At 51.4% G+C, this 23,452-nt stretch carries 20 protein-coding genes, 1 pseudogene and 1 riboswitch; of the genes and pseudogenes, 17 read left to right on the top strand and 4 right to left on the bottom strand.

Annotated features, from left to right (window positions below; genetic code table 11):
• Positions 1-121 precede the first annotated feature (121 nt).
• The 4 genes and pseudogenes from AC2TDN_RS24005 to AC2TDN_RS23990 all read left to right on the top strand — a co-directional run.
• Positions 122-868, top strand: a pseudogene (locus AC2TDN_RS24005) (solute carrier family 23 protein); the annotation flags it as partial.
• 137 nt (positions 869-1,005) lie between these two features.
• Positions 1,006-1,767 (top strand): 5-oxoprolinase subunit PxpA, encoded by a 762-nt coding sequence (locus AC2TDN_RS24000; protein WP_484690439.1) that lies wholly within the window; start codon positions 1,006-1,008, stop codon positions 1,765-1,767.
• Positions 1,764-2,525, top strand: a complete 762-nt coding sequence (gene pxpB, locus AC2TDN_RS23995; protein WP_484690437.1) for a 5-oxoprolinase subunit PxpB — start codon at positions 1,764-1,766, stop codon at positions 2,523-2,525. Before AC2TDN_RS24000 ends, pxpB begins: the two co-directional genes overlap by 4 nt.
• Positions 2,522-3,535 carry a 5-oxoprolinase subunit C family protein gene (locus AC2TDN_RS23990; protein WP_484690436.1) on the top strand — a complete coding sequence of 338 codons (1,014 nt, stop codon included), beginning with the start codon at positions 2,522-2,524 and terminating at the stop codon, positions 3,533-3,535. Before pxpB ends, AC2TDN_RS23990 begins: the two co-directional genes overlap by 4 nt.
• Positions 3,536-3,886: 351 nt before the next feature.
• Here the strand turns inward: AC2TDN_RS23990 and AC2TDN_RS23985 are convergent, their stop codons facing one another.
• From AC2TDN_RS23985 to AC2TDN_RS23975, 3 genes are all read right to left on the bottom strand, one after another.
• Entirely contained in the window at positions 3,887-4,819 is a 933-nt protein-coding gene (locus AC2TDN_RS23985) for a proline dehydrogenase family protein (protein WP_484690435.1), read from the bottom strand.
• Between the two features lie 103 nt (positions 4,820-4,922).
• The gene (locus tag AC2TDN_RS23980) at positions 4,923-5,999 is read right to left on the bottom strand and encodes a phosphodiester glycosidase family protein (RefSeq protein WP_484690434.1); all 1,077 of its coding nucleotides are present in this window, start codon (positions 5,997-5,999) and stop codon (positions 4,923-4,925) included.
• Entirely contained in the window at positions 5,996-6,427 is a 432-nt protein-coding gene (locus AC2TDN_RS23975; protein ID WP_482069264.1) for a hypothetical protein, read from the bottom strand. The genes AC2TDN_RS23980 and AC2TDN_RS23975 overlap by 4 nt, the downstream gene beginning before the upstream one ends.
• A 265-nt stretch (positions 6,428-6,692) precedes the next feature.
• Between AC2TDN_RS23975 and AC2TDN_RS23970 the strand changes: the two genes are divergently transcribed.
• From AC2TDN_RS23970 to AC2TDN_RS23960, 3 genes are all read left to right on the top strand, one after another.
• A complete protein-coding gene (locus tag AC2TDN_RS23970) occupies positions 6,693-8,450 on the top strand; it encodes a stalk domain-containing protein (RefSeq protein ID WP_484690433.1) in 1,758 nt (585 codons plus the stop codon).
• Positions 8,451-8,570: 120 nt separating this feature from the next.
• Complete coding sequence (msrA, locus tag AC2TDN_RS23965; RefSeq protein WP_484690432.1) at positions 8,571-9,557, top strand: peptide-methionine (S)-S-oxide reductase MsrA; 987 nt, start codon at positions 8,571-8,573, stop codon at positions 9,555-9,557.
• A gap of 46 nt (positions 9,558-9,603) precedes the next feature.
• Complete coding sequence (locus AC2TDN_RS23960; RefSeq protein WP_484690431.1) at positions 9,604-10,173, top strand: nitroreductase family protein; 570 nt, start codon at positions 9,604-9,606, stop codon at positions 10,171-10,173.
• Positions 10,174-10,246: 73 nt separating this feature from the next.
• Here AC2TDN_RS23960 and AC2TDN_RS23955 read toward each other — a convergent pair whose 3' ends face one another.
• Positions 10,247-11,524 carry a glycoside hydrolase family 18 protein gene (locus AC2TDN_RS23955; protein ID WP_482069268.1) on the bottom strand — a complete coding sequence of 426 codons (1,278 nt, stop codon included), beginning with the start codon at positions 11,522-11,524 and terminating at the stop codon, positions 10,247-10,249.
• Between the two features lie 622 nt (positions 11,525-12,146).
• Positions 12,147-12,246, top strand: a riboswitch (purine riboswitch).
• A gap of 353 nt (positions 12,247-12,599) precedes the next feature.
• On the opposite strand from AC2TDN_RS23955, the gene purE reads away from it, so the two are divergent.
• The 10 genes from purE to purN all read left to right on the top strand — a co-directional run bounded on the left by purE (position 12,600) and on the right by purN (position 23,419).
• Positions 12,600-13,085, top strand: coding sequence for a 5-(carboxyamino)imidazole ribonucleotide mutase (purE, locus tag AC2TDN_RS23950; RefSeq protein WP_053377464.1), 486 nt, complete (start codon positions 12,600-12,602; stop codon positions 13,083-13,085).
• Entirely contained in the window at positions 13,082-14,257 is a 1,176-nt protein-coding gene (gene purK / locus AC2TDN_RS23945) for a 5-(carboxyamino)imidazole ribonucleotide synthase (protein WP_484690430.1), read from the top strand. The genes purE and purK overlap by 4 nt, the downstream gene beginning before the upstream one ends.
• Before the next feature lie 7 nt (positions 14,258-14,264).
• The gene (purB, locus tag AC2TDN_RS23940) at positions 14,265-15,560 is read left to right on the top strand and encodes an adenylosuccinate lyase (RefSeq protein ID WP_482069270.1); all 1,296 of its coding nucleotides are present in this window, start codon (positions 14,265-14,267) and stop codon (positions 15,558-15,560) included.
• A gap of 15 nt (positions 15,561-15,575) precedes the next feature.
• Positions 15,576-16,472: a phosphoribosylaminoimidazolesuccinocarboxamide synthase gene (locus tag AC2TDN_RS23935; RefSeq protein ID WP_482069271.1), complete on the top strand. Its 897-nt coding sequence runs from the start codon at positions 15,576-15,578 to the stop codon at positions 16,470-16,472.
• A gap of 594 nt (positions 16,473-17,066) precedes the next feature.
• Positions 17,067-17,312 (top strand): phosphoribosylformylglycinamidine synthase subunit PurS, encoded by a 246-nt coding sequence (gene purS / locus AC2TDN_RS23930; protein WP_175598164.1) that lies wholly within the window; start codon positions 17,067-17,069, stop codon positions 17,310-17,312.
• Positions 17,313-17,316: 4 nt separating this feature from the next.
• Positions 17,317-18,012, top strand: a complete 696-nt coding sequence (purQ, locus tag AC2TDN_RS23925) for a phosphoribosylformylglycinamidine synthase subunit PurQ (RefSeq protein ID WP_482069272.1) — start codon at positions 17,317-17,319, stop codon at positions 18,010-18,012.
• Positions 17,990-20,233 carry a phosphoribosylformylglycinamidine synthase subunit PurL gene (purL, locus tag AC2TDN_RS23920; RefSeq protein ID WP_484690429.1) on the top strand — a complete coding sequence of 748 codons (2,244 nt, stop codon included), beginning with the start codon at positions 17,990-17,992 and terminating at the stop codon, positions 20,231-20,233. Before purQ ends, purL begins: the two co-directional genes overlap by 23 nt.
• Positions 20,218-21,699 (top strand): amidophosphoribosyltransferase, encoded by a 1,482-nt coding sequence (gene purF, locus AC2TDN_RS23915; RefSeq protein ID WP_484690428.1) that lies wholly within the window; start codon positions 20,218-20,220, stop codon positions 21,697-21,699. The genes purL and purF overlap by 16 nt, the downstream gene beginning before the upstream one ends.
• Positions 21,700-21,764: 65 nt before the next feature.
• Complete coding sequence (gene purM, locus AC2TDN_RS23910) at positions 21,765-22,808, top strand: phosphoribosylformylglycinamidine cyclo-ligase (RefSeq protein WP_053372682.1); 1,044 nt, start codon at positions 21,765-21,767, stop codon at positions 22,806-22,808.
• Positions 22,808-23,419, top strand: coding sequence for a phosphoribosylglycinamide formyltransferase (gene purN, locus AC2TDN_RS23905; protein ID WP_482069275.1), 612 nt, complete (start codon positions 22,808-22,810; stop codon positions 23,417-23,419). The genes purM and purN overlap by 1 nt, the downstream gene beginning before the upstream one ends.
• Positions 23,420-23,452 lie beyond the last annotated feature (33 nt).

The raw sequence follows: 23,452 nt of genomic DNA, 5'->3' as shown, positions 1-23,452 counted from the left end.
CGTTCAATCCATGCTTGACGACGTTGTTCTCTCGTGGTCATGTGGCAACCTCCTTCATTGGGTTGCCTTCATTTTCTCATGAATGGTTTGGACGTTGAAGGTGGGCTGGATTTGACGCTTACTTTTGTTCGGTATTTTGGGAACGACAGTCATTGCGATTCTAATTGGCCATGTTGACGTGAAGGCAGCCTTTACGAATCAAACATGGGTGCCTGATTTTACGAAAATGAACTTCTGGCATTTTGATTTTGCGGGATTGTTCGAGGTTGGTCTCGTAACTGTCATTCTAACATTCACTTTCGTTGAGATGTTCGACACGTTCGGTACGCTTGTTGGTACCGCAAACCGTGCTGGTTACATGAAGGATGCGGAAAAGGGCAAAAAACGCGTTGGTAAAGCGATGTTCGTGGATGCCATTGGCGTCAGCGGCGGTGCGGTACTAGGTACAAGCACAGTGACTGCATTCGTAGAGAGCTCAGCAGGTATTGCACAAGGTGGTCGTACGGGCCTAACGGCAGTAACGACAGGCATTTGCTTTCTGCTCGCGATCTTCTTGTCGCCGATCGTTGCGCTTGTTCCAGGTGCGGCTACGGCTGCTGCGCTTATTATCGTAGGCGTACTCATGATGCAATCGGTAAAAGATATCGACTTCTCGGATATGGTTTATGCGATTCCTTCCTTCTTGACGCTGGCATTCATGCCGCTTACGTACAACATTGCAAACGGTATTTCGTTCGGTATCGTATCGTACGTGCTTCTTGCAACGGTTGCTAACTTGTCAGGCAAAGGCAAGTACAAAATACACTGGCTCATGTGGATTCTAGCAGTGCTGATCATTGGCCGTTATGTATTCATGGGCGGAGAATAGACGATATTGAAGAAGCAGTGCTGGACCGGCGCCGCTTCTTTTTTTTTGCATGTGAAGCGGCGGGAAGTCCTTTTTACGGCAGTCATTTGCTATACTTTTGAAAAAAGAATGCTGCGGCAGGAGGAAGGGTGAGCAATATGCATCGCATAGATTTGAATTGCGATATGGGAGAAGGCTTCGGCGTTTATCGAACAAGCTCAGACAGCGAGCTGATGAAATATATTACTTCTGCGAATATTGCATGCGGATTTCATGCGGGAGACGCTGCGACTATTCGCCATACGGTTAAGCTGGCGCTTTCACATGGCGTAGCGATTGGCGCGCATCCAGGGCTGCCTGATTTGGCTGGCTTTGGCAGACGCGCGATGGATATTACGCAAGAGGAGGCATACGAGCTGACGGTTTATCAGCTTGGCGCGATCTATGCTTTTGCCAAATCCGAAGGAGGCGCCGTCGCGCACGTGAAGCCGCATGGCGCTTTGTATAATATGGCTGCCAAAAGCAGGCCGCTTGCCGATGCGATAGCGGAGGCGATCTATAAGGTTGAGCCCAGTCTGCTGTTATTCGGTCTAGCAGGAAGCGAGCTCATTCGTGCAGGTGACGCGATTGGTCTGCAAACGATCAGCGAAGTATTTGCAGACCGATCCTATGAATCGGATGGATCGCTTACGCCGCGGGGAACAGAAGGGGCTGTCATTGCTGATCCTGCTCGCTCGGCAGAGCAAGCGGTAAGGATGGTTAAAGATGGCGAGGTTCGTACGCGGCAGCAGAGCAGCTTTATTTTGCATGCAGACTCGGTGTGTGTTCACGGAGATACGCCAGGTGCAGTAGAGCATGTTATGCAGCTGCGGGCGGCATTAGAGGCAGAAGGCATTGCCGTGAAGAAGGCGGGTAGATGAGTGTGGAGAAAGGGAGATCAGTGTTGAATGCTTCTTATGAAATGGTGCCGCTTGGCGATTCTGCCTTAATCATTCGTTTGGGCAGCGGCATTGACACGGAAACCAATCGGATCGTCATGAATTTAAGCCGTGCATTAGAGGAGCGGCCATTTGCCGGATTAATCGAATGCGTGCCGTCCTTCGTATCGGTAACCATTCACTATGACCCGCTGCTTGTGAAGAGAAGCAGGGCAGGAGGAGAGCGCCAGCATGCTGCGATTTTCGAAACCGTATGCGATAGAGTACAGACTTACCTTTCCAAAGAGCAGCTGTGCCCAACCGATCAACAGGCTAGAACGATTGAAATCCCTGTTTGCTACGGCGGGGAATATGGTCCCGATCTTAGTCTTGTAGCTGAGCTGAACGGACTTTCGGAGGAAGAGGTGATCGCTATTCATGCGGATGGACGCTATTTGGTGCATATGCTCGGTTTTGCGCCAGGCTTTCCTTACTTAGGCGGGATGTCGGAGCGAATTGCCGCTCCAAGACATCAGACGCCGAGAACGATCATACCGGAGGGCAGCGTTGGCATAGCGGGCAAGCAAACTGGCGTTTATTCAGTAGCAACGCCGGGCGGCTGGCAGTTGATCGGGAGAACGCCGCTTGCTTTATTTCGACCTCAGGACGAGATTCCGAGCCTGCTTAGACCGGGGGATGCGGTTAGATTCAAGCCAGTAACGGAGCAGCAATATAAGCTTTATATAGAAGGTGAATTATGAGTATACAAGTGATTCGTCCCGGCCTGCTCGTTACCGTGCAGGATCTTGGGAGGCATGGTTTTCAAAAATATGGCGTAGTCGCAGGCGGGGCTATGGATACGGGAGCGGCGCGAGCAGCCAATCTGTTGGTCGGCAACGAGGGGCATGAAGCGGTGCTTGAAATTACGCTTACCGGAACGGCGCTGGTTTTGGAGAAGGATATGCTGCTTGCGATTTGCGGTGCACGAATGTTCGTCACTGCAGGTGGCGAGGAGCTGCCTCTATGGCGACCAGCGCTCATTCGCGCGGGAACCATCATCAGATTTGGTGCCTGCGAATCCGGCTGCCGCTCTTATTTGGCGGTTGCGGGCGGACTGGATGTACCGGAGGTAATGGGCAGCAAAAGCACCTACCTGCGCGGCGCTATCGGAGGTTATCAGGGAAGGGCATTAAAGGCAGGAGATGCGCTGACTGCCAAAGCTCCCGGCTTGCTGTCAGAGCGATTGAAGCATGCTTTGAGCCGAGGCTGGGGGGGCAGCTTTGCGGTGCCGCTTTGGCATGCAAGTCATTTCGCCATAGCGGATAATCTGGCTGACCCGATTATTCGTGCGATGCCGGGTACCCATTACGAGTTGTTTACACAGGAGAGCCGGACGAGCCTATTTCGCCAAACCTTTCAAATATCTCCTCAGTCAGATCGGATGGGGTACCGACTCGAGGGCGCACAGAAGCTTATGCTCGCTGCCCCGCAAGACTTGCTATCGGAGGCAGTCGCAAATGGAACCGTACAAGTGCCTACTGATGGAAATCCGATTGTGCTGCTAGCCGATAGACAGACAACGGGCGGTTATCCCCGAATCGCGCAGGTTGCAACGGTCGACATTCCTGTTTTCGCCCAGTTGAAGCCGGGCGACCGCTTTCGCTTCGAATGGATTACGCAGCAGGAGGCCGAGGAGCTTTATTTGGACAGTGAACGGGATTTGAGCATGCTAAAAGAAGCGATAGCGTTAAAAGTTAACTCAGCTAAATAAAGCTGACTCAAGAAGAGTACTAGCTAGTTATAGTATAAGAGCAAATACGTGCTTACAGGGCCATTTCGAGCAATCTCACATACCGAATTTTCTCTATAGGCACGTATGGGTGCTTAATGATCACAAACACAAGCTACTTTTTCGCTGTAAGAACAAATACGTGCTTAAAGTGCCATTTCGAGCAATCTCACACGCCGAATTCTCTATATAAGCACGTATGGGTGCTTAATGATCACAAACACAAGCTACTTTTTCGCTATAAGAACAAATACGTGCTTACAGCTCCTATCCGAACTCTTTTAAGTTTATATACGAAATGAAAGAAAGCGCTGAAGCCGCCATAGGGGCAGCTCAGCGCTTAAGTACAGACATGTTTTTAAGAACCATCATAAGGTTGGCGGGCTTCTCGGCGAGCCGGCGGGTGAAGTAGGGGTACCACATGACGCCGTATGGAACATAGCAGCGGATTCGATAACCTTCCTTGGCTAGCTTGGCTTGCTCACTCATGCGTAGACCGTACAGCATTTGAAACTCGAAAGCATGTTTCGGAATTCGATGCGTGCGCGCGTAAGCCTTCACCCAACTGATAATCGCATCGTCATGCGAGGCGATTGCCGCATAGACGCCTCTGTCCAAATGCAGCTTGATCATGCTTTTAAAGCTTGCAATGACCTCGTCAGGCTTCTGAAATGCGACTTCATCCGATTCTTTATAGGCGCCTTTCACAAGGCGTAGGTTAATGCGCGCTTGCAGCATATCCTTAGCGTCCTGCTCCGTTCGGAACAGGTAAGCCTGCAGCACGGTTCCCACATTCGTTAAGCCTTCGGCATGCAGCCGCTTCACGATGTCGATCGTCGCCTGCGTATAAGGCGTATTTTCCATGTCGATCCGAACAAAATTGCGATGGCGGCGTGCATGCTTCACCACATCGCGAATGTTGGCATAGCAGGCGGCTTGGTCCAGAGCGAGACCCATTTGGGATGGCTTCAACGATACGTTGGAGCTTGCCTTGCAGGCAGCAATGCCTTCAATAAGCTTTAAATATTGCTCCTTATATACGGAAGCCTCGCTTAAATCTCGGATGCCTTCGCCAAGATGATCGAGCGTAGTCATAATGCCGAGCTTGCCAAGCAACTCGATTTCCTTCAAAGCTTCCTCAAGCGTTTCACCCGCAATAAACTTGCTGGCCAGCCTCTTGCCATAGGTCGTTGACAGCTTCTCTACAAGCGGAATGCCCGTGATCGTCAATAATGTTTTGCGATACCATGTTGCTCCGATGCCCATCACTGCTGCTCCTTTCCCAAAAAAAGCGTTAGCAGGAGTCTGATTCAGGGAGTTCGGTACTAGTATATTCACAAGTCAGCGCTATCGCGCTATCCGAGCCTAATTATTTAAAAAACAGAAAATGGGTCGGCAGCTTGCGAAGCTGACTATCAGAAGGCTTATTGATGACGCGCCCGTTAAAAATGAGCGAGGAAGAGCCGCCGCCATCCAAATTATAGCCGTCGACCGCACCGTAGCGCTGAAGCAGCAGCTGCATTTCGCCAAGCGTAGCGCCGGAGCTGCCGGATTCGTTATACCCATCAGCGACAAGAAATAGCAGCTGGTCATCCTTGTAGTTGGCTATAATGGTTCGCGGAGCGCGCTTCGGACTCGTTTGCCATTTAACCGGAATCGGCTGTGGAGAACCGCCGCGAAGCAGGACAGGCACAAAGGATGCGCCGAACTTCGGATTTTGAGCATCAAGCTGCTGCTTAGTCGCGAACTTCCCGCCAATCAGCTCATTCTTATCATTTAATCCGACAAAAAACAAATCCGCATGCGGCGGCTCGAAGCCGGTCGCATAGCTGCCGTCAACGATAGTCGTGCTTAGCGGATATCGCTTCCCGCGGCCATCGGCGAAGCCCCCTGCATTAATGCCGGCTACAGCCTGATGACGTTTAACGGCAGCCAGCGTAGTCTCAGCCTTGCCGAGCTCATCGCCGCCAAGCGTCATCGTCATCGCGTCTTTGCTCTTTAGCTTCACTTTGAGCGCATAGGCAGTAAAGTTTTCTGCTTTTATGTAGAATAGCTGAGCTCTCAGCTTGTCCGATTCGATTGTGGCGGAAGTATTGCCCAGCTTCCTCGTTATATTGCGATCGTAAATTTGGAGCGGCCTCATTGCTTGCGAGGCTGCCATCGATGTAATTTTTGCCATATCGGCATTCGTTTGTTTATACAGCTTTATTTGCCTTTGTATCGATTCACGAGTTTGTGACGCCGTTTCCTGGGCAAGATCAAGACCAGTCGCGGCAGGCTTAATATCCGTTTCCGGGAGCCTTATTTGTTCGGTTATAGGCTTCGGAAACGCTTCTGCAGGCAATTGAATAACGATATCGGATAATAACAGCCATATCATAATGCCGAGAAAAGGCGCGCAAGCGAGCAAGGCTGTGCGGTTCAACGCTTTGACGGTCAGATTCATTTGAGCACATCCAAGCTCTTCTGCAGCTCGTTCAGCTGCTTCTTCACTTCATTCAATTGCGTATACAGCTTATTGCTGTTGTCGGTCTTGGAAGCGGCGTTATCCTTCGTGAACGTAAGCAGCTCATTCAGCGCATCGACCTTGGCCTTTAGCTCGGAAAGATCTGTCGTGTAATTCGTTTCGAGCTGAAGCATGCGAGCCTCGTAGGCTTGCTGCATCGCCGAAATTTGACTGGCGGTTTGACGCTCCAGATCAGCGGACAGTGTCTGCTGAATCCGTTCGGTATACCATTTGGCGCCTAGTATGCCGGAGCATATAATAATGAGCCAAACGCAAACGAAAAGGAGGAAGGGACGGTTCCCTTTCTTTTTGCGCGTCTTCTTGTCGGATTGGCTAGCAGTGCGTTGTTCCAAAATCAAATCACTCATTCTATTCATTCACCTCTCTTGTTAGTCACTTGCACGAAAGAACGGATGAACGAACTGCAAGCATTGGGACTCATCGTTTTAGACATCTATTGCTGCTAAATAGTTGCGGATGTCATCTTATTGTAACAAAGAGAGATATAGATGTCCTCCGTGTCAGGTGGGAATTTTATGTAAATTTGATTTTTCACCGGAACATTCTACCCCTTACCTGCGTCTAATCATTCGGGATGCGGCAGTCGATGCCGCAAATCGGAAGGAGATCAGGATGAATAGAGAGAATTGGATCAAGCGATTTGCTAAGCGAGCAATCGTAGCCAGCTTGCTAGTAGCGCTTGTAGGCACAGGTTTTGGAGCAAAGGAACAAGCAGATGCAGCAGAGCGTCAGCCAATCAAGCTGGTGTTTGTGCACGGGTCGAAGCAAATGACGTTGAATGGCAAGGCGCAGCAAATGGCGACGCCGCTGCCGGTAGTAAAAGGAGTCACCATGATTCCGGTTCGTACGATGGCCGCCTCAGTAGGGGCAAGCGTATATAACGATAGCAAGGGCACTCATATCGATACTTATCTCAACAAAGTGACGTTAAACGTCAACATGCGCGGCGCGGTCCGCAACGGAAAATATATGGTTATGCCAAATGCGGCAATGCGCATTAATGGTACGATGCATGTGCCATTGTCCTCCGTTAAGCTGCTGTGGAACGCAGCATATGTGTACAATGCACAGCTCAAACAAATTACAATAACGATTCAGCCAGATCCGAACATCGCTCCGGTAGCGAATTTTAAGGCTCCGGTTCAAGTGAAGCTTGGCGAGCCGGTAGAATTTGAGGATCTTAGCTATGATCCTGATGGAAAGATTCTGAAAACGGAATGGACGGGTCGCAAAAGCGCGTACTTTGAGCCGGGGGTTTATGCGGTTACGCAATCCGTTTATGATAACGATGGCACTTGGAGTCCACAAGCGGTGCAGGATATTACGGTTACTGACGAAGTCATGTACACGCCTTATGAATACTACATGCGCTATGGTAATCCCGGCGATAAATTCGGCGTGGATGCAAAGCTGATGAATAGCTTTGAGGATGTTCCTACTTTTGAAACAAAAGGCTATACGACATTGTATATGTCCAACGCGCCGGAGCGGTTTTTTGGCGAAGGACTGCTGTATGAGGATGTACTGGATGGTCCAAGCCGCATGTTCATTCATCATCGGAACGGCGCTGAAGAACGGATGAAATTAGCAGTTGTGGTTACGAATATGCAAAGCGAAGCGATTACATTGACGTTAGGCAACCGAGGCTTAGCGGGTCCAAGCGTGAATGCGATGCAATTTGGATCTGCCGCAGTGACAAGATACCTGACGGGCAGCTTGCCTCGCGAGATGATTATTGAACCTGGTACATCGGCTGTGCTGCTGCCGGAGCTGGAGAAAATCATTATGAATCCAGGAGAAGGCTTCTCTGGTTTGCTGGACGTTGACTCGGATGGACCATTGACGTTCTCGACGATGGCTCTGAGAGAATGGTCGGACGCTTTAAGCTCGGTGTTCAATCTGGAGCAGCTAGAGAAGGTAGGCAATCGGGGAAGATTTTTGGATACGGATCAGTTGATTGAAGTAAATGAGACTATTGGCCTTAAAGAGGGCAAGCTCCGTCTAGGCAGCCGCGGCACCAGCATGGTTGGTGTAGATGCGCTGACTGGCGAATCGACATTCAACGGCGGGGAATATGGGGCAGTGACGACAATCAAGCTTAAGGATGTCACCTACGGAACCCGCATTATCCTCAATCCGCGCGCAGGCATCTTTCAAGGCGCGGTTTCTGTAAATGGCAATGTTGTATCTGTCCCGACAGGCGGGCACTTGAACTTGGGAGAAGGCGTATTGATTTATACGCAGAAGAAACCGGAGGATGGGCAATCGGCTCCTAAGCTGCCGCCGGAAGTTACCATTACGTATACATCACCGGGGGCTAGTTCGTTGCCGATCTTATTCGTATTTTTACCGGGTTACGATTTTGAATAATTGACTTCAGGAGGATATGCCGTTTAACAGCGGCAGTCCTCTTTTTTTGTGATTAGCAGCAGTCGTCATGTATAATAGAGGTGCTAGTTATGATTTGAACCAATTAGGAGGGTGATCAGCATGGATCAACCAATCACAAATAACGGCGCGAGCCGAGTTCAGGCGAAAGCCATGTTCGCAGGAGGCTGCTTCTGGTGCATGGTTTCACCATTCGAGGAAATGCCAGGCATTATAAAGGTCGATTCCGGATACACGGGCGGGCATACCGTAAACCCAACCTATCAGGAGGTTTGCTCGGAGACGACAGGTCATGCGGAAGCGGTGCAAATTACGTATGATCCGCAAATTTTCCCGTACGAGAAGCTGCTTGATTTATTCTGGAGACAAATTGATCCGACTGATGCAGGCGGGCAGTTCCATGATCGCGGCGAATCGTATAGAACCGGCATTTATTATTATGATGAGCAGCAGCATGCGCTTGCGGAAGCTTCCAAGCAGGAGCTTGAGGCTAGCGGCCGCTTTGATCGTCCAATCGTGACGGAGATCGAGCCTGCGCAAGCCTTCTATCCGGCAGAGGACTATCATCAGGGCTATCACAAATCGAATCCTTACCGCTATAAAATGTACCGTAAAGGCTCCGGCCGCGACGCGTTTATTTCGCAGAACTGGACCGTTAAGAAGGACCAAGCCGAGCTTAAGCAGCAGCTCACTCCAATCCAGTACGAAGTGACGCAAAACAGCGGAACAGAGCGTCCGTTCACCGGCGAATACTGGGATCACACCGAGGATGGCATCTATGTGGATATCGTCTCGGGTGAGCCGCTGTTCAGCTCCCGCGACAAATACGATGCGGGCTGCGGCTGGCCGAGCTTCACGAAGCCGCTGCAGGCTGCTGCGGTTTCCGAACACACAGACACTACGCATCATATGGTGAGAGTCGAGGTTCGAAGCAAAGAGGGGGATTCCCATCTTGGCCATGTGTTCGATGATGGACCTCATCCGACAGGACTCCGGTACTGCATTAACTCCGCATCGCTGCGGTTCGTCGGCAAAGATAAGCTGGAGCAGGAAGGGTACGGCGAGTACCTGCATCTGTTCGAGCAATAGAATCAGAAGACCCGTTAAAGTCATTTGATCGAAGGAGATTCGGAAGATGAACATTGAGGAAGCGATTCGCACGCGAAGAACGATAGGCAGAGTGAAGAAGGACCCCGTTGAGCGTGCGTTAATTGAAAGGCTGCTGGACGCAGCAGCGTGGGCGCCTAGTCATTTTAATACACAGCCATGGTCATTTATTGTTATGACAGGTGACGGAAGAGAGCGGCTTGCTGAAGGCTACGCACGTGTATCTGCTGCCGCAGTTCCTGAGCTGGTCGGGGAGCAGCTTGAAGAGCGATTGGCTAAGGAACGTACGAAAGCCTACCGATCGCCTGTCGTAATTGCAGCCATATGCTCGCCATCAGACGATCCGCGCGCGGTGCTGGCAGAAGAGCTTGCGGCTGCTCAGGCAGCCGTGCAAAATCTGCTGCTGGCTGCCCATGCAAATGGACTTGGAGCGATTTGGCGTTCCGGTGATCCGATGTATCATCCACTTATGAAAGAAACGTTTGGGCTTGCGGAGAAAGACCAAATCGTCGGTTTTTTATACTTGGGGTATCCTGACATGGTTGCGCCAGAGCCAAAGCGAATTCCTGCTACGGCGAAGACCGTATGGCTGGTGTAGCAGCTATGAAAAAAACCGCAGTGTTCGTCATTAACGAACGCTGCGGTCTTTTTTTGTCAAACGAGACTGGGCGCTAAACAAGCTTTTTAATCGTAAAGTTGGCTTGAAGCACATACCAATTTTGCGGGAACGGAACGCCAAGCACCCAGTAGCTGACGCCGCGCAGTTTATAGGTTTTGACCAGATTGAATTTGGCCTGTACGCTGCGCGCATCCTCAAACCAGACGATATGCTCGCGCCCTTCCTCATCATAATAGCTGTAGTAAGGCGATTGACCTTCATCGTCATATTTGATTTCAGCGCCATATTTGCCTGCACGCTCTACCGCTTCCTTCGGACTGACGGTTGGGGCCCATTTTGCTCCTTGAACATAAGGAAGCGTCCAGTCATAGCCGTATAACGGCATGCCCATTACGATTTTTTCAGCTGGAATGACGGTCAGGGCGTAGCTAAGCACCTTATTAACCTCGTTCAGCGGTGCGACGGCACGCGGGGGACCGCCAGACCAGCCCCATTCATAGGTCATTAATATGACAAAATCAACGATACGTCCATGAGCGGGATAATCATGTGCTTCATAAAGCGTGCCGGTCTGGGCGGCGCTTATTTTAGGAGCGAGGCAGGTGGATACGAGATAGTTTTCCGGATGAAGACTGTCGACAAGTCTTTGCAGAAATGCGTTGTAAAGCTCGCGGTCAGCGGGAAAGATGTACTCGAAATCTACATTTAGCGCTAGATAACCCTTTTGATTCATCGTTGCGAGAATGTTAGTGATAAGCTTCTGTTGAAGATCGGGATTGGCCAAAATCGTATGTGCGATATCCGAGCTGAACGTGCCGTTCTCGAAATTTGTAATTACCATCATTGGAGCGGCACGCTTGCTGTAGGCGGCGTTAATTATAGCTGAATCGTCTAACGTCGTTAAAGTGCCATCGGTCTGTACGCGGTAGCTGAACGGACTCAGGTAGGTTAAATATTCACCGATTTCCTCAACGATTTCGACGCCTGCGGGTCCAAATTTCTCCGTATAAGCATTGACTTCAATCGTTGGCCGAGCTGGCTGCGGAATGACGATCGTTTGGCCGGGATAAATAAGTGCAGGATTAGTAATCTGGTTGGCAGCCGCCAGCTCCTGCAGCGAAACGCCGTATCGCTGGGCAATTTGCCACAGTGTTTCGGAAGCACGTACCCTGTGACTGGCTGCTTCGGTTGGAATGATTAGCGATTGTCCAACGATGAGCACCGTTTGATTACTCAATCCGTTGGCTGCTGCAATATCATCTACGGAAACGTCATGGTTCTGTGCCAGCTTATAAAGCGAGTCACCTTTTTGCACGACATGGATCAGCACCTTCGCCGAACCTCCTTTTCAAAATCAATCTGCATGCTCAAGCGACCGCCCTTGCCTGCCGCTTCTTATTCCAAAAAACTCGCCGTTATAACTCTATTCAAAGAGAGCTATTCCTAGTCTGCTTATTACAAAGTATGAATGTATAAACGAACAGCTTTTTTTGCTGTAAAATTCTGAAAAATCATAGCCAATCGCGGAAGGAATACGGAGGATTGGGAATAATAAGCAAGCAGAGTGGAAAAACGGCGAAAAATGCCTTTTTTTCTTACGGTTGATTCTGTTCATTGTAATTGATGATCGACACTTTGCTGATGCTGCTGATTGCGGCAGTGAGGCTCAATGGGGATAAATACGGCGCGCTGCAGCAGGTAATCCCCTTTTTTTGGTTAAGCAGTTCTGAATTTCCGGTTCTTTTCTTCAAAAAAACGAACCTTTATAAAACATTCTCTTTTAATGTTCGTATTTCATTGACAGTAGTTTGGGGATTAGATAAACTAGAATAGGTTTGAGGCAGAGATACTGCCGAAGCGAAAACGGCTGTCGAATTTCCTCGAATGGAGGCGGCGGCGTTGCGCGTAAATTTATAACTGGAACATAAGGATGAATCTGATTATTTTCTTCCTATTTTATTTAAAGTCACCCTCGTATATATTTGGGATTAGGCCTGAATGTTTCTACCCGGAAACCTTAATTTTCGGACTACGAGCAAGATGAATGGATAAGCGAATCAAGCGAGCTGCATCAATTGAAACCAACAGGATCTCGGCTTGGATCGCCATATAGCAAGTTCGCAGCTCATATATGCCCTTTTAAGTTGGACATAGGTTGCCTCTCTTATGGGGCAGCCTTCTGTTGTCTCTCAGGCATATTGGCCCGGCTTGCTCGTCCTCATTGAAGTGAAGCTTAATGGATGTCCGCAGTCATTGCGATTGCTTGTTGATCCTTAATGCTTCCGCTCGAGTCCTGCGGCATTCCTATTTAATTGGTTGCTGGCGGGCTTTTTCTGTTTTTTACGGCTTTAAGTCATAGTCGCTTGATGGTTTATAAACTTATACATGAAAGTGGGTTTGATCGCATGTCTGCGAAGGTTGGCGTCATCATGGGCAGCAAATCGGATTGGGACACAATGAAACTAGCCTGCGACGTTTTGGAGGAATTGCAAATTCCTTATGAGAAAAAGGTCGTTTCGGCACACCGGACGCCGGACCTCATGTTTGAATACGCGGAAACTGCGGTAGAGCGCGGGCTAAAGGTGATTATCGCCGGGGCTGGCGGAGCTGCACATTTGCCCGGCATGGTCGCTGCGAAGACGATTTTGCCGGTTATTGGCGTTCCCGTAAAATCCTCAAATTTGAGCGGGCTGGATTCGTTGCTCTCCATCGTTCAGATGCCTGGCGGCATCCCGGTAGCTACGGTAGCAATCGGCAATGCGGGCGGAACGAATGCAGGACTTCTGGCAGCGCAAATGCTCGGAGCTTTCGACCCCGAGGTGCAAGCGCGCGTGGAAGCCCGCCGCGAGCGCATTAAGCAGGAAGTGCTTGAAAGCAGTGAAACGCTATGAGCAGCGAAGCGGACAAGCAGCCTATCCACACGCTGCTGCCAGGCAGCACGATCGGCATACTTGGCGGCGGGCAGCTAGGCCGAATGATGGCGAATGCCGGCAGTGCGATGGGCTATCGGTTCATCGCGATTGACCCAGTCGCGGACAGCCCGACCGGGCAGGTTGCCGAGCAAATCGTTGCCGCCTATGATGATCGCGAAGCGGCTCGCGAGCTTGCGAAGCGTTCGGATGTCATCACTTACGAATTCGAGAATGTGGACGCCGATGTGGCAGCGATGCTGATGGAGGAATCTTACGTGCCGCAGGGCAGCAAGCTGCTGTACACGACGCAGCATCGGCTTCGCGAGAAGCAAGCGATTGAAGCGGCAGGAGTGAAGGTTGCACCATATCGCGAAATTCGCAGCACTGATGAGCTTCGCGAGGCGGTTGCCGCTTTCGGTACGCCCTGCGTGCTGAAGACGGCGATGGGCGGCTATGACGGCAAGGGCCAATGGGTTATTCGCAGCGAGGACGAAATCGAGGAAGCGTACGAGACGCTCTCGCGAGCTAAGGTTCAATTGGTACTGGAGCAGTTCATTCGCTTTGACAAGGAATTATCGGTTATAGCGGCGAGAAGCCCGCAAGGGGAGATTAAAGCTTTTCCCGTTGCGGAAAACATACATGTCGATAATATATTGCATTTGTCTATTGTTCCGGCAAGAATCAGCGAGGAGCTGCAGCGCGAAGCGGAACGGCTTGCGATGCGGATTGCTAAAGGGCTTGGCGTAGTTGGCCTAATCGCAGTGGAGCTGTTTGTGACGGCAGATGGCGAGCTGTTCGTGAACGAGCTTGCCCCTCGCCCGCATAACAGCGGCCACTACACGATGGAGGCATGCCGGACGTCGCAGTTCGAGCAGCATGTGCGCGCTGTGTGCAACCTGCCGCTCGGCGATACGGCGCTGATGAGCCCTGTTGTTATGGTTAATGTGCTCGGCCAGCATGTCGAGCCTCTCCTTGCCCTCACGGCAAGCCAGGATGAGGCTGCAAAGCGTCTCAAGGTTGCGCCGAAGCTGCATTTGTACGGAAAGAAGGAAGCTGTCTTTAAGCGGAAGATGGGACATGTCAATGTCCTGGCAGAGAACATAGATGCTGCGCTTAGCTGGATTGAAGAAACAACTATTTGGAAGGTGTGAAGAATTAATGTTAGAGCGTTACAGCAGACCGGAAATGAGAGCGATTTGGACAGAGGAAAATAAATTTAGAGCGTGGCTTGAGGTTGAGCTTTGCGCATGCGAGGCTTGGTCAGAGCTAGGCGTTATTCCGAAGGAAGACGTAGTTGCGCTTCGCGCCTCTGCAGACTTCGATATTGACCGAATTTATGAAATCGAGCAGGATACGCGCCATGACGTTATCGCGTTCACGCGCGCCGTATCAGAGAAAGCGGGCCCTGAAGGCAAATGGGTACATTACGGCCTTACTTCCACCGACGTTGTAGATACAGCAATCGGCTACCTGCTGCTTCAAGCGAACGATATTCTTGTCAAAGATATCGAACGCTTTATCGAAATTTTGAAAAACAAAGCGCTGCAATACAAGGATACGCCTATGATGGGCCGTACGCACGGCGTACATGCTCAGCCAACGACCTTTGGTCTGAAAATGGCGCTTTGGTACGAGGAAATGAAGCGCAACCTGGAGCGTTTCCACCATGCGGCTGACAACGTTCAATTCGGCAAAATGTCAGGCGCTGTCGGGACCTTTGCTGACATCGACCCTTTTGTTGAAGAATTTGTATGCAAGAAGCTTGGTATCACTGCAGCTCCTATCTCTACACAAACGCTGCAGCGTGACCGCCATGCTGAATATATGGCGACACTTGCGCTTGTAGCTTCATCGCTCGACAAGTTCGCAACCGAAATTCGCGCCCTGCAAAAGAGTGAATTCCGTGAAGTGGAAGAGCCGTTCGCCAAAGGTCAAAAAGGCTCCTCGGCGATGCCGCATAAACGCAACCCAATCGGCTGCGAGAACATTTCCGGCTTGTCCCGCGTCATTCGCGGACATATGGTTACGGCTTACGAGAACATTGCCCTATGGCATGAGCGCGATATCAGCCACTCATCCGTTGAGCGGATTATTTTGCCGGATGCAACGATGCTGCTCAACTACATGCTGAACCGTTTGGGCAACATCATCAACAACCTGACCGTGTTCCCGGAAAACATGAAGCGCAACATGCAAGCGACATACGGCGTACCGTTCTCGGGACGCGTATTGACGAAGCTGATCGACAAAGGCTTCAGCCGCGAGAAAGCTTATGACACCGTTCAACCGCGCGCGATGCAGGCGTGGGAGACACAGCGTCAATTCCGCGACATCATCGGCGAGACTGAGGAAATTACAAGCGTGCTGACTGCGGAAGAAATCGACGATTGCTTTAACCCGGCTTGGCATCTCAAGCATGTCGATACGATTTTCACTCGTTTGGGATTGATTTAAGGGGAGGCTGGCCTGATGACCGCAACATCGCACGCTTTATCGACGGCTGTCGATTATATCAAAGCTCCGCTTATTTACAAAGGAAAGGTTCGAGAGCTGTATGATCTGGGCGAGCACTTTCTGATCGTCGTAACCGACCGCATCTCCGCGTTCGACTACGTGCTTGACCCGGCTGTGCCGGACAAGGGCAATGTGCTTAACCGCCTGTCGGCGTACTGGTTCGAGCAAACAGAGGGCATCCAAGTGAACCACGTTGTTCATACCGATGTAGAGAAGCTTGGCGAACTCGTAACCGAGCCTGAGCTGCTCAAAAACCGTATCATGGTTACTCGGAAAGCAGAACGCATCGATATCGAATGCGTCGTACGCGGCTATATCACGGGCGGCGGCTGGAGACAATACCAGCAAACGTCTGCAATCAACGGCATCGAGCTTCCGGCAGGGCTTCATAAAAACGAACGTTTTCCTGCGCCAATCTTCACGCCGGCTGCAAAAAACGACGTTGGCCATGACGAGGACATCCCGTTTGAGAAGATGGCTGAGATGGTCGGCGCCGAGCTTGCCGAAGAGCTTCGCGACCGCAGCATCAAGCTTTATGAATTCGCTCACGGCTATTGCGCCGAGCATGGCATCATCCTAGCCGATTGCAAATTCGAATTCGGTCTTATTGACGGAAAAGTCATTCTTATCGACGAAATCTTCACGCCTGACTCCTCCCGCTTCTGGGCGGAGGACAACTATGCGCTGGATATAGAGATCGACAGCATGGACAAAGAACCAGTGCGCACCTACTTGCTCGGCTCCGACTGGGACCGCGACAGCAAGCCGGCACCGCTTCCGGAGTCCGTAGTAGCCGAAACAACGGCACGCTACCGCGATATTTATCGCCGTCTTACAGGCGCTGAGTTGTAGAAGGCTTTCGCATTATTGACTGTTCTCTGTGCTGAACCAATTCGCTCACCATGCAGCGAGAGGTCAGGATAGCTCATTTCAAGCAAAACTGCGTCAAGCGTAAGCGACAACGTTAACAAAGGGGCGCAACAGCGTCTGAAGCAATGCAGAAGCTATTGGCATGCAGAATGCGTGCAGTAATAAGGCTCTTAGCATGCAGAATGCATGCAACGAGGCAGGCAGCCAGCGAGAGCGCTGCTGCACCCCATAAATGCAAGGCAGCCAGCGAAAGCGAAGGCTGCACAAATCAGCAGCCAGTGCACTAGCAAAGCTGCACTAATCAATCCGGTGGCCAGTGACAACGCGGCCACAAAAAATTGCTTCACCGACCACCCTCGCAAAAGGTCTTAAATGAAAATGTGCGAAGCTCGGAGAGCGGGGAGTTGTTGTCGTAGAGCGACAGCGATCGCTTCTTGAAGCCGGGAAATTACCGCTAAGCGTGTAATCAGAATTTCCCGGCTTCGAAAGCGACGAAGACAATAACCCCCGCGCCCGAGCGGCTGCCACATTTGACAATTAAGCTGCTGCGAGAAAAACCCACATTTTCAGGAGGCTATTATGAAGGCAACCGTCTACGTCACCATCAAGCAAAACGTTTTGGATCCACAAGGAACCGCTGTACAAGGCGCGCTTCACACACTGGGCTTCTCCGAAGTCGAAAAAGTACGCATCGGCAAATATTTGGAGCTTGAGCTTGACACGACTGACCGCGCGGAAGCGGAAGTACGCATCAAAGCAATGTGCGAAAAGCTGTTCGCGAACACGGTTGTAGAAGATTTCCGTTTTGAACTGGAGGGATAAGGCGATGAAGTTTGCGGTACTCGTATTTCCTGGCTCCAACTGTGACATCGATTGCTACAAAGCAGTCGAAGACACCATCGGCCAGTCGGTTGATTACGTATGGCACACAGCTACGGATTTGTCCGCTTATGACGCAATTCTTGTGCCGGGCGGCTTCTCTTACGGCGACTACCTGCGCTGCGGCGCAATCGCACAGTTCGCAAGCGTGATGAGCGAAGTGAAAAAAGCGGCAGAAGCAGGCAAGTATATCCTGGGCATTTGCAATGGGTTCCAAATTTTGACCGAGGCTGGCCTTCTGCCTGGCGCATTGATTCGCAACAACGGACTAAAGTTCCGTTGTCATCAATCGCCGCTTGAAGTGGTGAACAGCAGCACTCCTTTTACAAACCAATATTCGCAAGGCGAAATTATAAATATTCCTATCGCTCACGGCGAGGGCAACTACTATTGCGACGACGCAGCGTTAGCTGAGCTCAAAGCGAACGATCAAATCATTTTCCGCTATGCGGGCGACACGAATCCTAACGGTTCGGTTGAGAACATTGCGGGCATCAGCAACAAAGCAGGCAACGTAGTAGGAATGATGCCGCATCCTGAGCGCGCAATCGATCAATTGCTCGGCTCGGAAGACGGCAAACGGATGTTTACATCGATTTTGAATGCATGGAGGGAACAACATGGCGCAGCAGTTAACAGCTAAAGAACCGACAGCGGAGCAAATTGCCGAGCAAAAGATTTACAGCCAGTTTGGCGTATCCGATTATGAGTTTGAGCTGATTTGCGGATTTCTTGGCCGTAAACCTAACTATACAGAGATCGGCGTATTCAGCGTCATGTGGTCGGAGCACTGCTCTTACAAAAACTCCAAGCCGATCCTCAAGAAATTCCCGATTACGGGACCTCGCGTTCTTATGGGACCGGGCGAAGGCGCGGGTATCGTTGATATCGGCGACAACCAAGCGGTTGTATTCAAAATCGAATCGCATAACCATCCATCAGCGGTTGAGCCTTATCAAGGCGCTGCTACGGGCGTGGGCGGCATTATCCGCGATATTTTCTCCATGGGCGCTCGTCCGATCGCTTTGCTGAACAGCTTGCGTTTCGGTCGCCTTGAGAATGAGCGCGTAAAATATTTGTTCGAGCATGTCGTTAGCGGTATTGCCGGCTACGGCAACTGTATCGGTATTCCTACCGTTGCAGGCGAGGTTATGTTCGATGAGAGCTACGAGGGCAACCCGCTCGTTAACGCAATGTGCGTCGGCCTAATCGATCATGATAAAATTCAGCGCGGTGTCGCTAAAGGGGTAGGCAACCCGGTATTCTACGTAGGTCCTGCTACTGGCCGCGACGGTATTCACGGCGCTACATTCGCATCCGTCGAGCTTTCCGAGGAATCTGAAGAGAAGCGTACGGCGGTACAAGTCGGCGATCCATTCATGGAGAAACTGGTTATGGAAGCAACGCTTGAGCTAATCGATTCCGGTATCGTGCTTGGCATTCAAGATATGGGAGCAGCGGGTCTTACTTGCTCCAGCGCAGAGATGGCTTCCAAAGCGGGCAACGGCCTTGAGCTTTACCTTGACGAGGTGCCGCAGCGCGAGACAGGCATGACGCCTTATGAAATGATGCTTTCCGAGTCGCAAGAGCGTATGCTCTTCGTCGTAGAGCCGCAGCATGAAGCGCAAGCGAAAGAAATTTTTGACCGTTGGGGCATTATTTGCGCCAAAGTAGGTAAAGTAACGGATGACGGACGTCTCCGCTTGTTCCACCAAGGCCAAGAGGTTGCCGATATGCCGGTTAAAGCGCTCGTTGACGAGTGCCCTGTATACGACAAGCCTTCCAAAGAGCCAGCTTACTACAGCGAAAATGGTGCAATAGACACTTCGGCTTATGAAGAAGTAACCGATTTGACTGGCGCGCTGGAGAAGGTTCTTGCTTCCCCTACCGTTGCTAGCAAAGAATGGGTTTACAATCAATATGACTACATGGTTCGTACATCGACAGCTGTTCAACCAGGCTCCGATGCGGCAGTCGTGACGATTCGCGGCACGCGCAAGGCGCTTGCGATGACAACGGACTGCAACGGACGTTACGTATATCTAGATCCAGAAGTAGGCGGACGAATTGCAGTAGCGGAAGCAGCACGCAACATCGTGTGCTCCGGCGCTGAGCCGCTTGCCGTAACAGACAACCTGAACTTCGGCAACCCGGAGAAGCCGGAAGTGTTCTGGCAGCTTGAGAAATCGGCAGACGGCATGTCTGAGGCTTGCGTCGTGCTTAACACGCCGGTAATCGGCGGTAATGTAAGCTTGTACAACGAGAACGCTAAAGGCGCGATCTTCCCGACGCCGGTAATCGGTATGGTTGGTCTCGTACACGACATCGATCACATTACGACACAAGGCTTCAAAGCAGAAGGCGACGTTATTATTCTCGTTGGCGAGACGAAAGCGGAGCTAGGCGGAAGCGAGCTGCAATACGTATTGCAAGGCGCTGCTGCCGGCCGACCTCCTGAAATTGATCTTGCGACTGAGAAAAAGGTTTTGGATGCCGTGCTTGGCGCTATCCAAAAAGGTCTTGTAGCATCGGCTCATGACTTGTCCGAAGGCGGTATCGCGGTTGCTATTGCGGAATCGTGTATCAGCGGACGCCTTGGCGCGGAAGTGGCATTGTCATCTGAGCTTCGCGCAGATCACCTGCTGTTCAGCGAATCGCAATCCCGTATCTTGCTATCGGCTAAGCCGGAGCAAGCGGCAGCATTGCAAGCCCTGCTTGCAGAGCAAGGCGTTGTACATGCACAAATCGGCAACGTTAAAGGCAGCAGCCTTACTATAAGCGTCAACGGAAAAGCCGGTATTCAGGCGCCGGTACAACAACTGGAGAAGGTCTGGAAGGATGCGATTCCATGTCTGATGAAATAAGACAGGAGCCTTTGCTTTGGACAGGAGATCACTATAACGAAGGCATTGGCCGCGACGATATTTTTGATAAATTGCGTGAGGAGTGCGGCGTGTTCGGGGTATTTAACCTCCCCGAAGCGTCCAACCTCTCTTACTACGGACTTCATGCCTTGCAGCACCGCGGCGAGGAAAGTGCAGGGATTTGTACCGTTGATACAAGCAACGGCAACAAGTTCGCTTATCACCGCGGCATGGGCCTTGTAAAAGAAGTATTCGACAAAGAAAAGCTCGATATGCTTGCCGGCGACCGTTCGATCGGTCACGTGCGTTACTCTACAGCAGGGGAGAGCAAGCTTGCCAACGCGCAGCCGCTTATTTTCCGCTACAGAGATGGCGACCTTGCGGTTGCTACGAACGGAAATATCGTAAATGCGCCGGAAATTCGCCATGAGCTGGAGATGTCGGGCTCGATCTTCCAAACGTCCAGCGACACGGAAGTTATTGCGCATCTCATCGCACGCTCATCGAAGGATTTCGAGACGGCTGCGAAGGAAGCTTTGCAGCGCATTGTCGGCGGCTTTGCTTTCCTTATTTTGACCAATGACAAGTTGCTTGTTGCGTCTGATCCGCATGGCTTGCGTCCGCTCGTAATGGGCCGCATCGGCGATGGGTATGTATTCTCGTCGGAATCCTGCGCATTTGAGACGATTGGCGCTGTGTATGAGCGTGATGTTCAGCCGGGCGAATTGCTTATATTGGACGCTAACGGCATGCGCGAGGATCGTTACGCCAAGGTTGACCGCCGTGCGACCTGCGCGATGGAATATATTTATTTTGCCCGCCCGGACAGCGATATTAATGGCATTAACATCCACTCGGCACGCAAACGGATGGGACGCCAGCTTGCAACGGAATCGTTTGTTGATGCGGATATCGTAACGGGCGTTCCCGATTCGAGTATCTCGGCAGCGATCGGCTACGCAGAGCAAACGGGTATTCCTTACGAGCTTGGCTTGATCAAAAACAAATATACCGGCCGGACGTTCATCCAGCCTTCTCAAGAGCTTCGCGAGAAAGGTGTCAAAATGAAGCTGTCTGCCGTTCGCAAAGTAGTAGAAGGAAAGCGCGTCGTCATGATTGACGATTCAATCGTACGCGGCACAACGTCGCTTCGTATCGTGAATCTGCTTCGCGAGGCGGGAGCGACCGAGGTGCATGTTCGGATTACATCGCCTCCTTTCAAGAACCCTTGCTATTACGGCATCGATACGCCGGACCGCAAGGAGCTTATCGCTTCTTCCCGTACGGTCGAAGAAATCCGGAAGCAAATCAACGCGGATTCTTTAACCTTTTTGAGCGATCAAGGCTTTGTTGATTCGGTTGGCGGCAATGACGGAGCGTATAATCGCGGCATGTGTCTAGCTTGCTTCGATAATGACTACCCAACGCCGGTTAACGAAGAATCGGATAAAAGCTGCAGCTGTTAACAGCATAAATGATTAACCCTATGGAGCGATTGCTGCTCTTAAATTAGTTAAGGAGTTGACCGAGAGTGTCAGAAGCGTACAAAAAAGCCGGCGTCGATATCGCGGCAGGCAACGAAGCGGTTGAACGGATGAAGAAGCACGTAAAGCGGACTTACCGCCCAGAGGTGCTGGCAGAGCTTGGCGGCTTTGGCGGTCTGTTCAGCCTGAACAAGGACAAGTACGATGAGCCTGTGCTCGTGTCTGGAACGGATGGCGTCGGAACGAAGCTGAAGCTTGCTTTTGCAATGGACAAGCATGACACGATCGGCATTGATGCCGTTGCTATGTGCGTGAACGATATTATCGTACAAGGCGCGGAGCCGTTGTTCTTCCTCGATTACTTGGCATGCGACAAGGTTGTGCCTGAGAAAATCGAAGCGATCGTCAAAGGAATCGCGGAAGGCTGCGTGCAAGCAGGCTGTTCCTTGATCGGCGGCGAGACGGCTGAAATGCCGGGCATGTATCAAGGCGGCGAATACGATATTGCCGGCTTTACAGTTGGTATTGTAGATAAGAAAAAAATGATCGACGGCTCCACAATCGCAGCTGGCGACGCAGTAATTGGCTTCGCATCGAGCGGCATTCACAGCAATGGCTTCTCGCTTGTACGCCGCTTGCTGCTTGAGGATGCTGGCTACTCGCTGGATCAAGAGCTCGAAGAGCTTGGCGGCGCGAAGCTAGGCGACGTGCTGATCGAACCAACACGCATCTACGTGAAATCGGCGCTTAAGCTGGTTGAGCAAGTTGAAGTGAAAGGCATGGCGCATATTACAGGCGGCGGCTTCATCGAGAACATTCCGCGGGTTCTGCCTGATGGTGTGAACGTTGATGTGGAATACGGCTCTTGGCCGATTTTGCCGATCTTCGATTTGATGCAAAATAAAGGCGGAATTACGAATCGTGATATGTTCACGACTTTTAATATGGGTATTGGTCTAGTCGTTGTTGTACCGGCTGATCAAGCAAATGAAGCTCTTCGCATTGCAGCTGAGCTTGGTGAGCAGGCTTACCGTATCGGAACGGTTACGGAAGGAAGCCGCATCGTGACGTTTACGGGAGCGGACGTATAATGGGAACGCTTCGCATCGCTGTTTTCGCTTCGGGACAAGGTACGAACTTCCAAGCGATTGTAGATGCGGTGCAGGAGGGGAAGCTCGATGTAACCATCGAGCTTCTTGTTTGTGACAAGCTTGCCGCTCCCGTTGTGGAGCGCGCGAAGAAGGCTGGCGTGGACACGTTCCTGTTCACGCCGAAGGAGTATCCGTCTCGCGAGGCTTATGAGACGGAAATTATCGCCGAGCTTCAACGCCGCGGCGTGGAGCTTATCGTGCTTGCGGGTTATATGCGCATTATCACGTCCGTGCTCGTTGAGCCGTTCTACGGCAGGATGATTAACATTCATCCTGCGCTGCTGCCGGCATTTCCCGGTGTGAACGGCATCGGGCAGGCGCTGGCGTACGGCGTCAAGCTGACCGGCGTCACCGTACACTACGTGGACGGCGGCATGGACAGCGGTCCGATTATCGCGCAGCGCGCGGTTGAAGTAGCGGACGAGGATACGGAAGGCTCGCTCGCCGAGCGTATTCATGCAGCTGAGCAAGCGCTGCTGCCGTCCGTTATTCAGCAGATCGCGCAGGGCCGCGTCTCACTGAATGGCCGCCACGTAACGGTGAGCCGCTAGAGTGGCAGAAGGGTTGGATAGAGCTAGAAACTA

Source organism: Paenibacillus sp. Y660 (assembly GCF_057221575.1).
The sequence above is the reverse complement of the archived record's forward strand: the minus strand, read 5'-3'. Positions and strand labels throughout refer to the sequence as shown.

What these genes read in the sequence shown, in the direction of transcription:
- AC2TDN_RS24000 (WP_484690439.1), top strand. Translation starts at nt 1,006, where the DNA reads ATGCATCGCATAGATTTGAATTGCGATATGGGAGAAGGCTTCGGCGTT.
- pxpB (WP_484690437.1), top strand. Translation starts at nt 1,764, where the DNA reads ATGAGTGTGGAGAAAGGGAGATCAGTGTTGAATGCTTCTTATGAAATG.
- purQ (WP_482069272.1), top strand. Translation starts at nt 17,317, where the DNA reads ATGAAGTTTGCGGTACTCGTATTTCCTGGCTCCAACTGTGACATCGAT.
- msrA (WP_484690432.1), top strand. Translation starts at nt 8,571, where the DNA reads ATGGATCAACCAATCACAAATAACGGCGCGAGCCGAGTTCAGGCGAAA.
- purF (WP_484690428.1), top strand. Translation starts at nt 20,218, where the DNA reads ATGTCTGATGAAATAAGACAGGAGCCTTTGCTTTGGACAGGAGATCAC.
- AC2TDN_RS23985 (WP_484690435.1), bottom strand. Translation starts at nt 4,819, where the DNA reads ATGGGCATCGGAGCAACATGGTATCGCAAAACATTATTGACGATCACG.
- AC2TDN_RS23990 (WP_484690436.1), top strand. Translation starts at nt 2,522, where the DNA reads ATGAGTATACAAGTGATTCGTCCCGGCCTGCTCGTTACCGTGCAGGAT.
- purN (WP_482069275.1), top strand. Translation starts at nt 22,808, where the DNA reads ATGGGAACGCTTCGCATCGCTGTTTTCGCTTCGGGACAAGGTACGAAC.
- purB (WP_482069270.1), top strand. Translation starts at nt 14,265, where the DNA reads ATGTTAGAGCGTTACAGCAGACCGGAAATGAGAGCGATTTGGACAGAG.
- purL (WP_484690429.1), top strand. Translation starts at nt 17,990, where the DNA reads ATGGCGCAGCAGTTAACAGCTAAAGAACCGACAGCGGAGCAAATTGCC.
- purE (WP_053377464.1), top strand. Translation starts at nt 12,600, where the DNA reads ATGTCTGCGAAGGTTGGCGTCATCATGGGCAGCAAATCGGATTGGGAC.
- purK (WP_484690430.1), top strand. Translation starts at nt 13,082, where the DNA reads ATGAGCAGCGAAGCGGACAAGCAGCCTATCCACACGCTGCTGCCAGGC.
- AC2TDN_RS23960 (WP_484690431.1), top strand. Translation starts at nt 9,604, where the DNA reads ATGAACATTGAGGAAGCGATTCGCACGCGAAGAACGATAGGCAGAGTG.
- AC2TDN_RS23970 (WP_484690433.1), top strand. Translation starts at nt 6,693, where the DNA reads ATGAATAGAGAGAATTGGATCAAGCGATTTGCTAAGCGAGCAATCGTA.
- AC2TDN_RS23935 (WP_482069271.1), top strand. Translation starts at nt 15,576, where the DNA reads ATGACCGCAACATCGCACGCTTTATCGACGGCTGTCGATTATATCAAA.
- AC2TDN_RS23975 (WP_482069264.1), bottom strand. Translation starts at nt 6,427, where the DNA reads ATGAGTGATTTGATTTTGGAACAACGCACTGCTAGCCAATCCGACAAG.
- AC2TDN_RS23980 (WP_484690434.1), bottom strand. Translation starts at nt 5,999, where the DNA reads ATGAATCTGACCGTCAAAGCGTTGAACCGCACAGCCTTGCTCGCTTGC.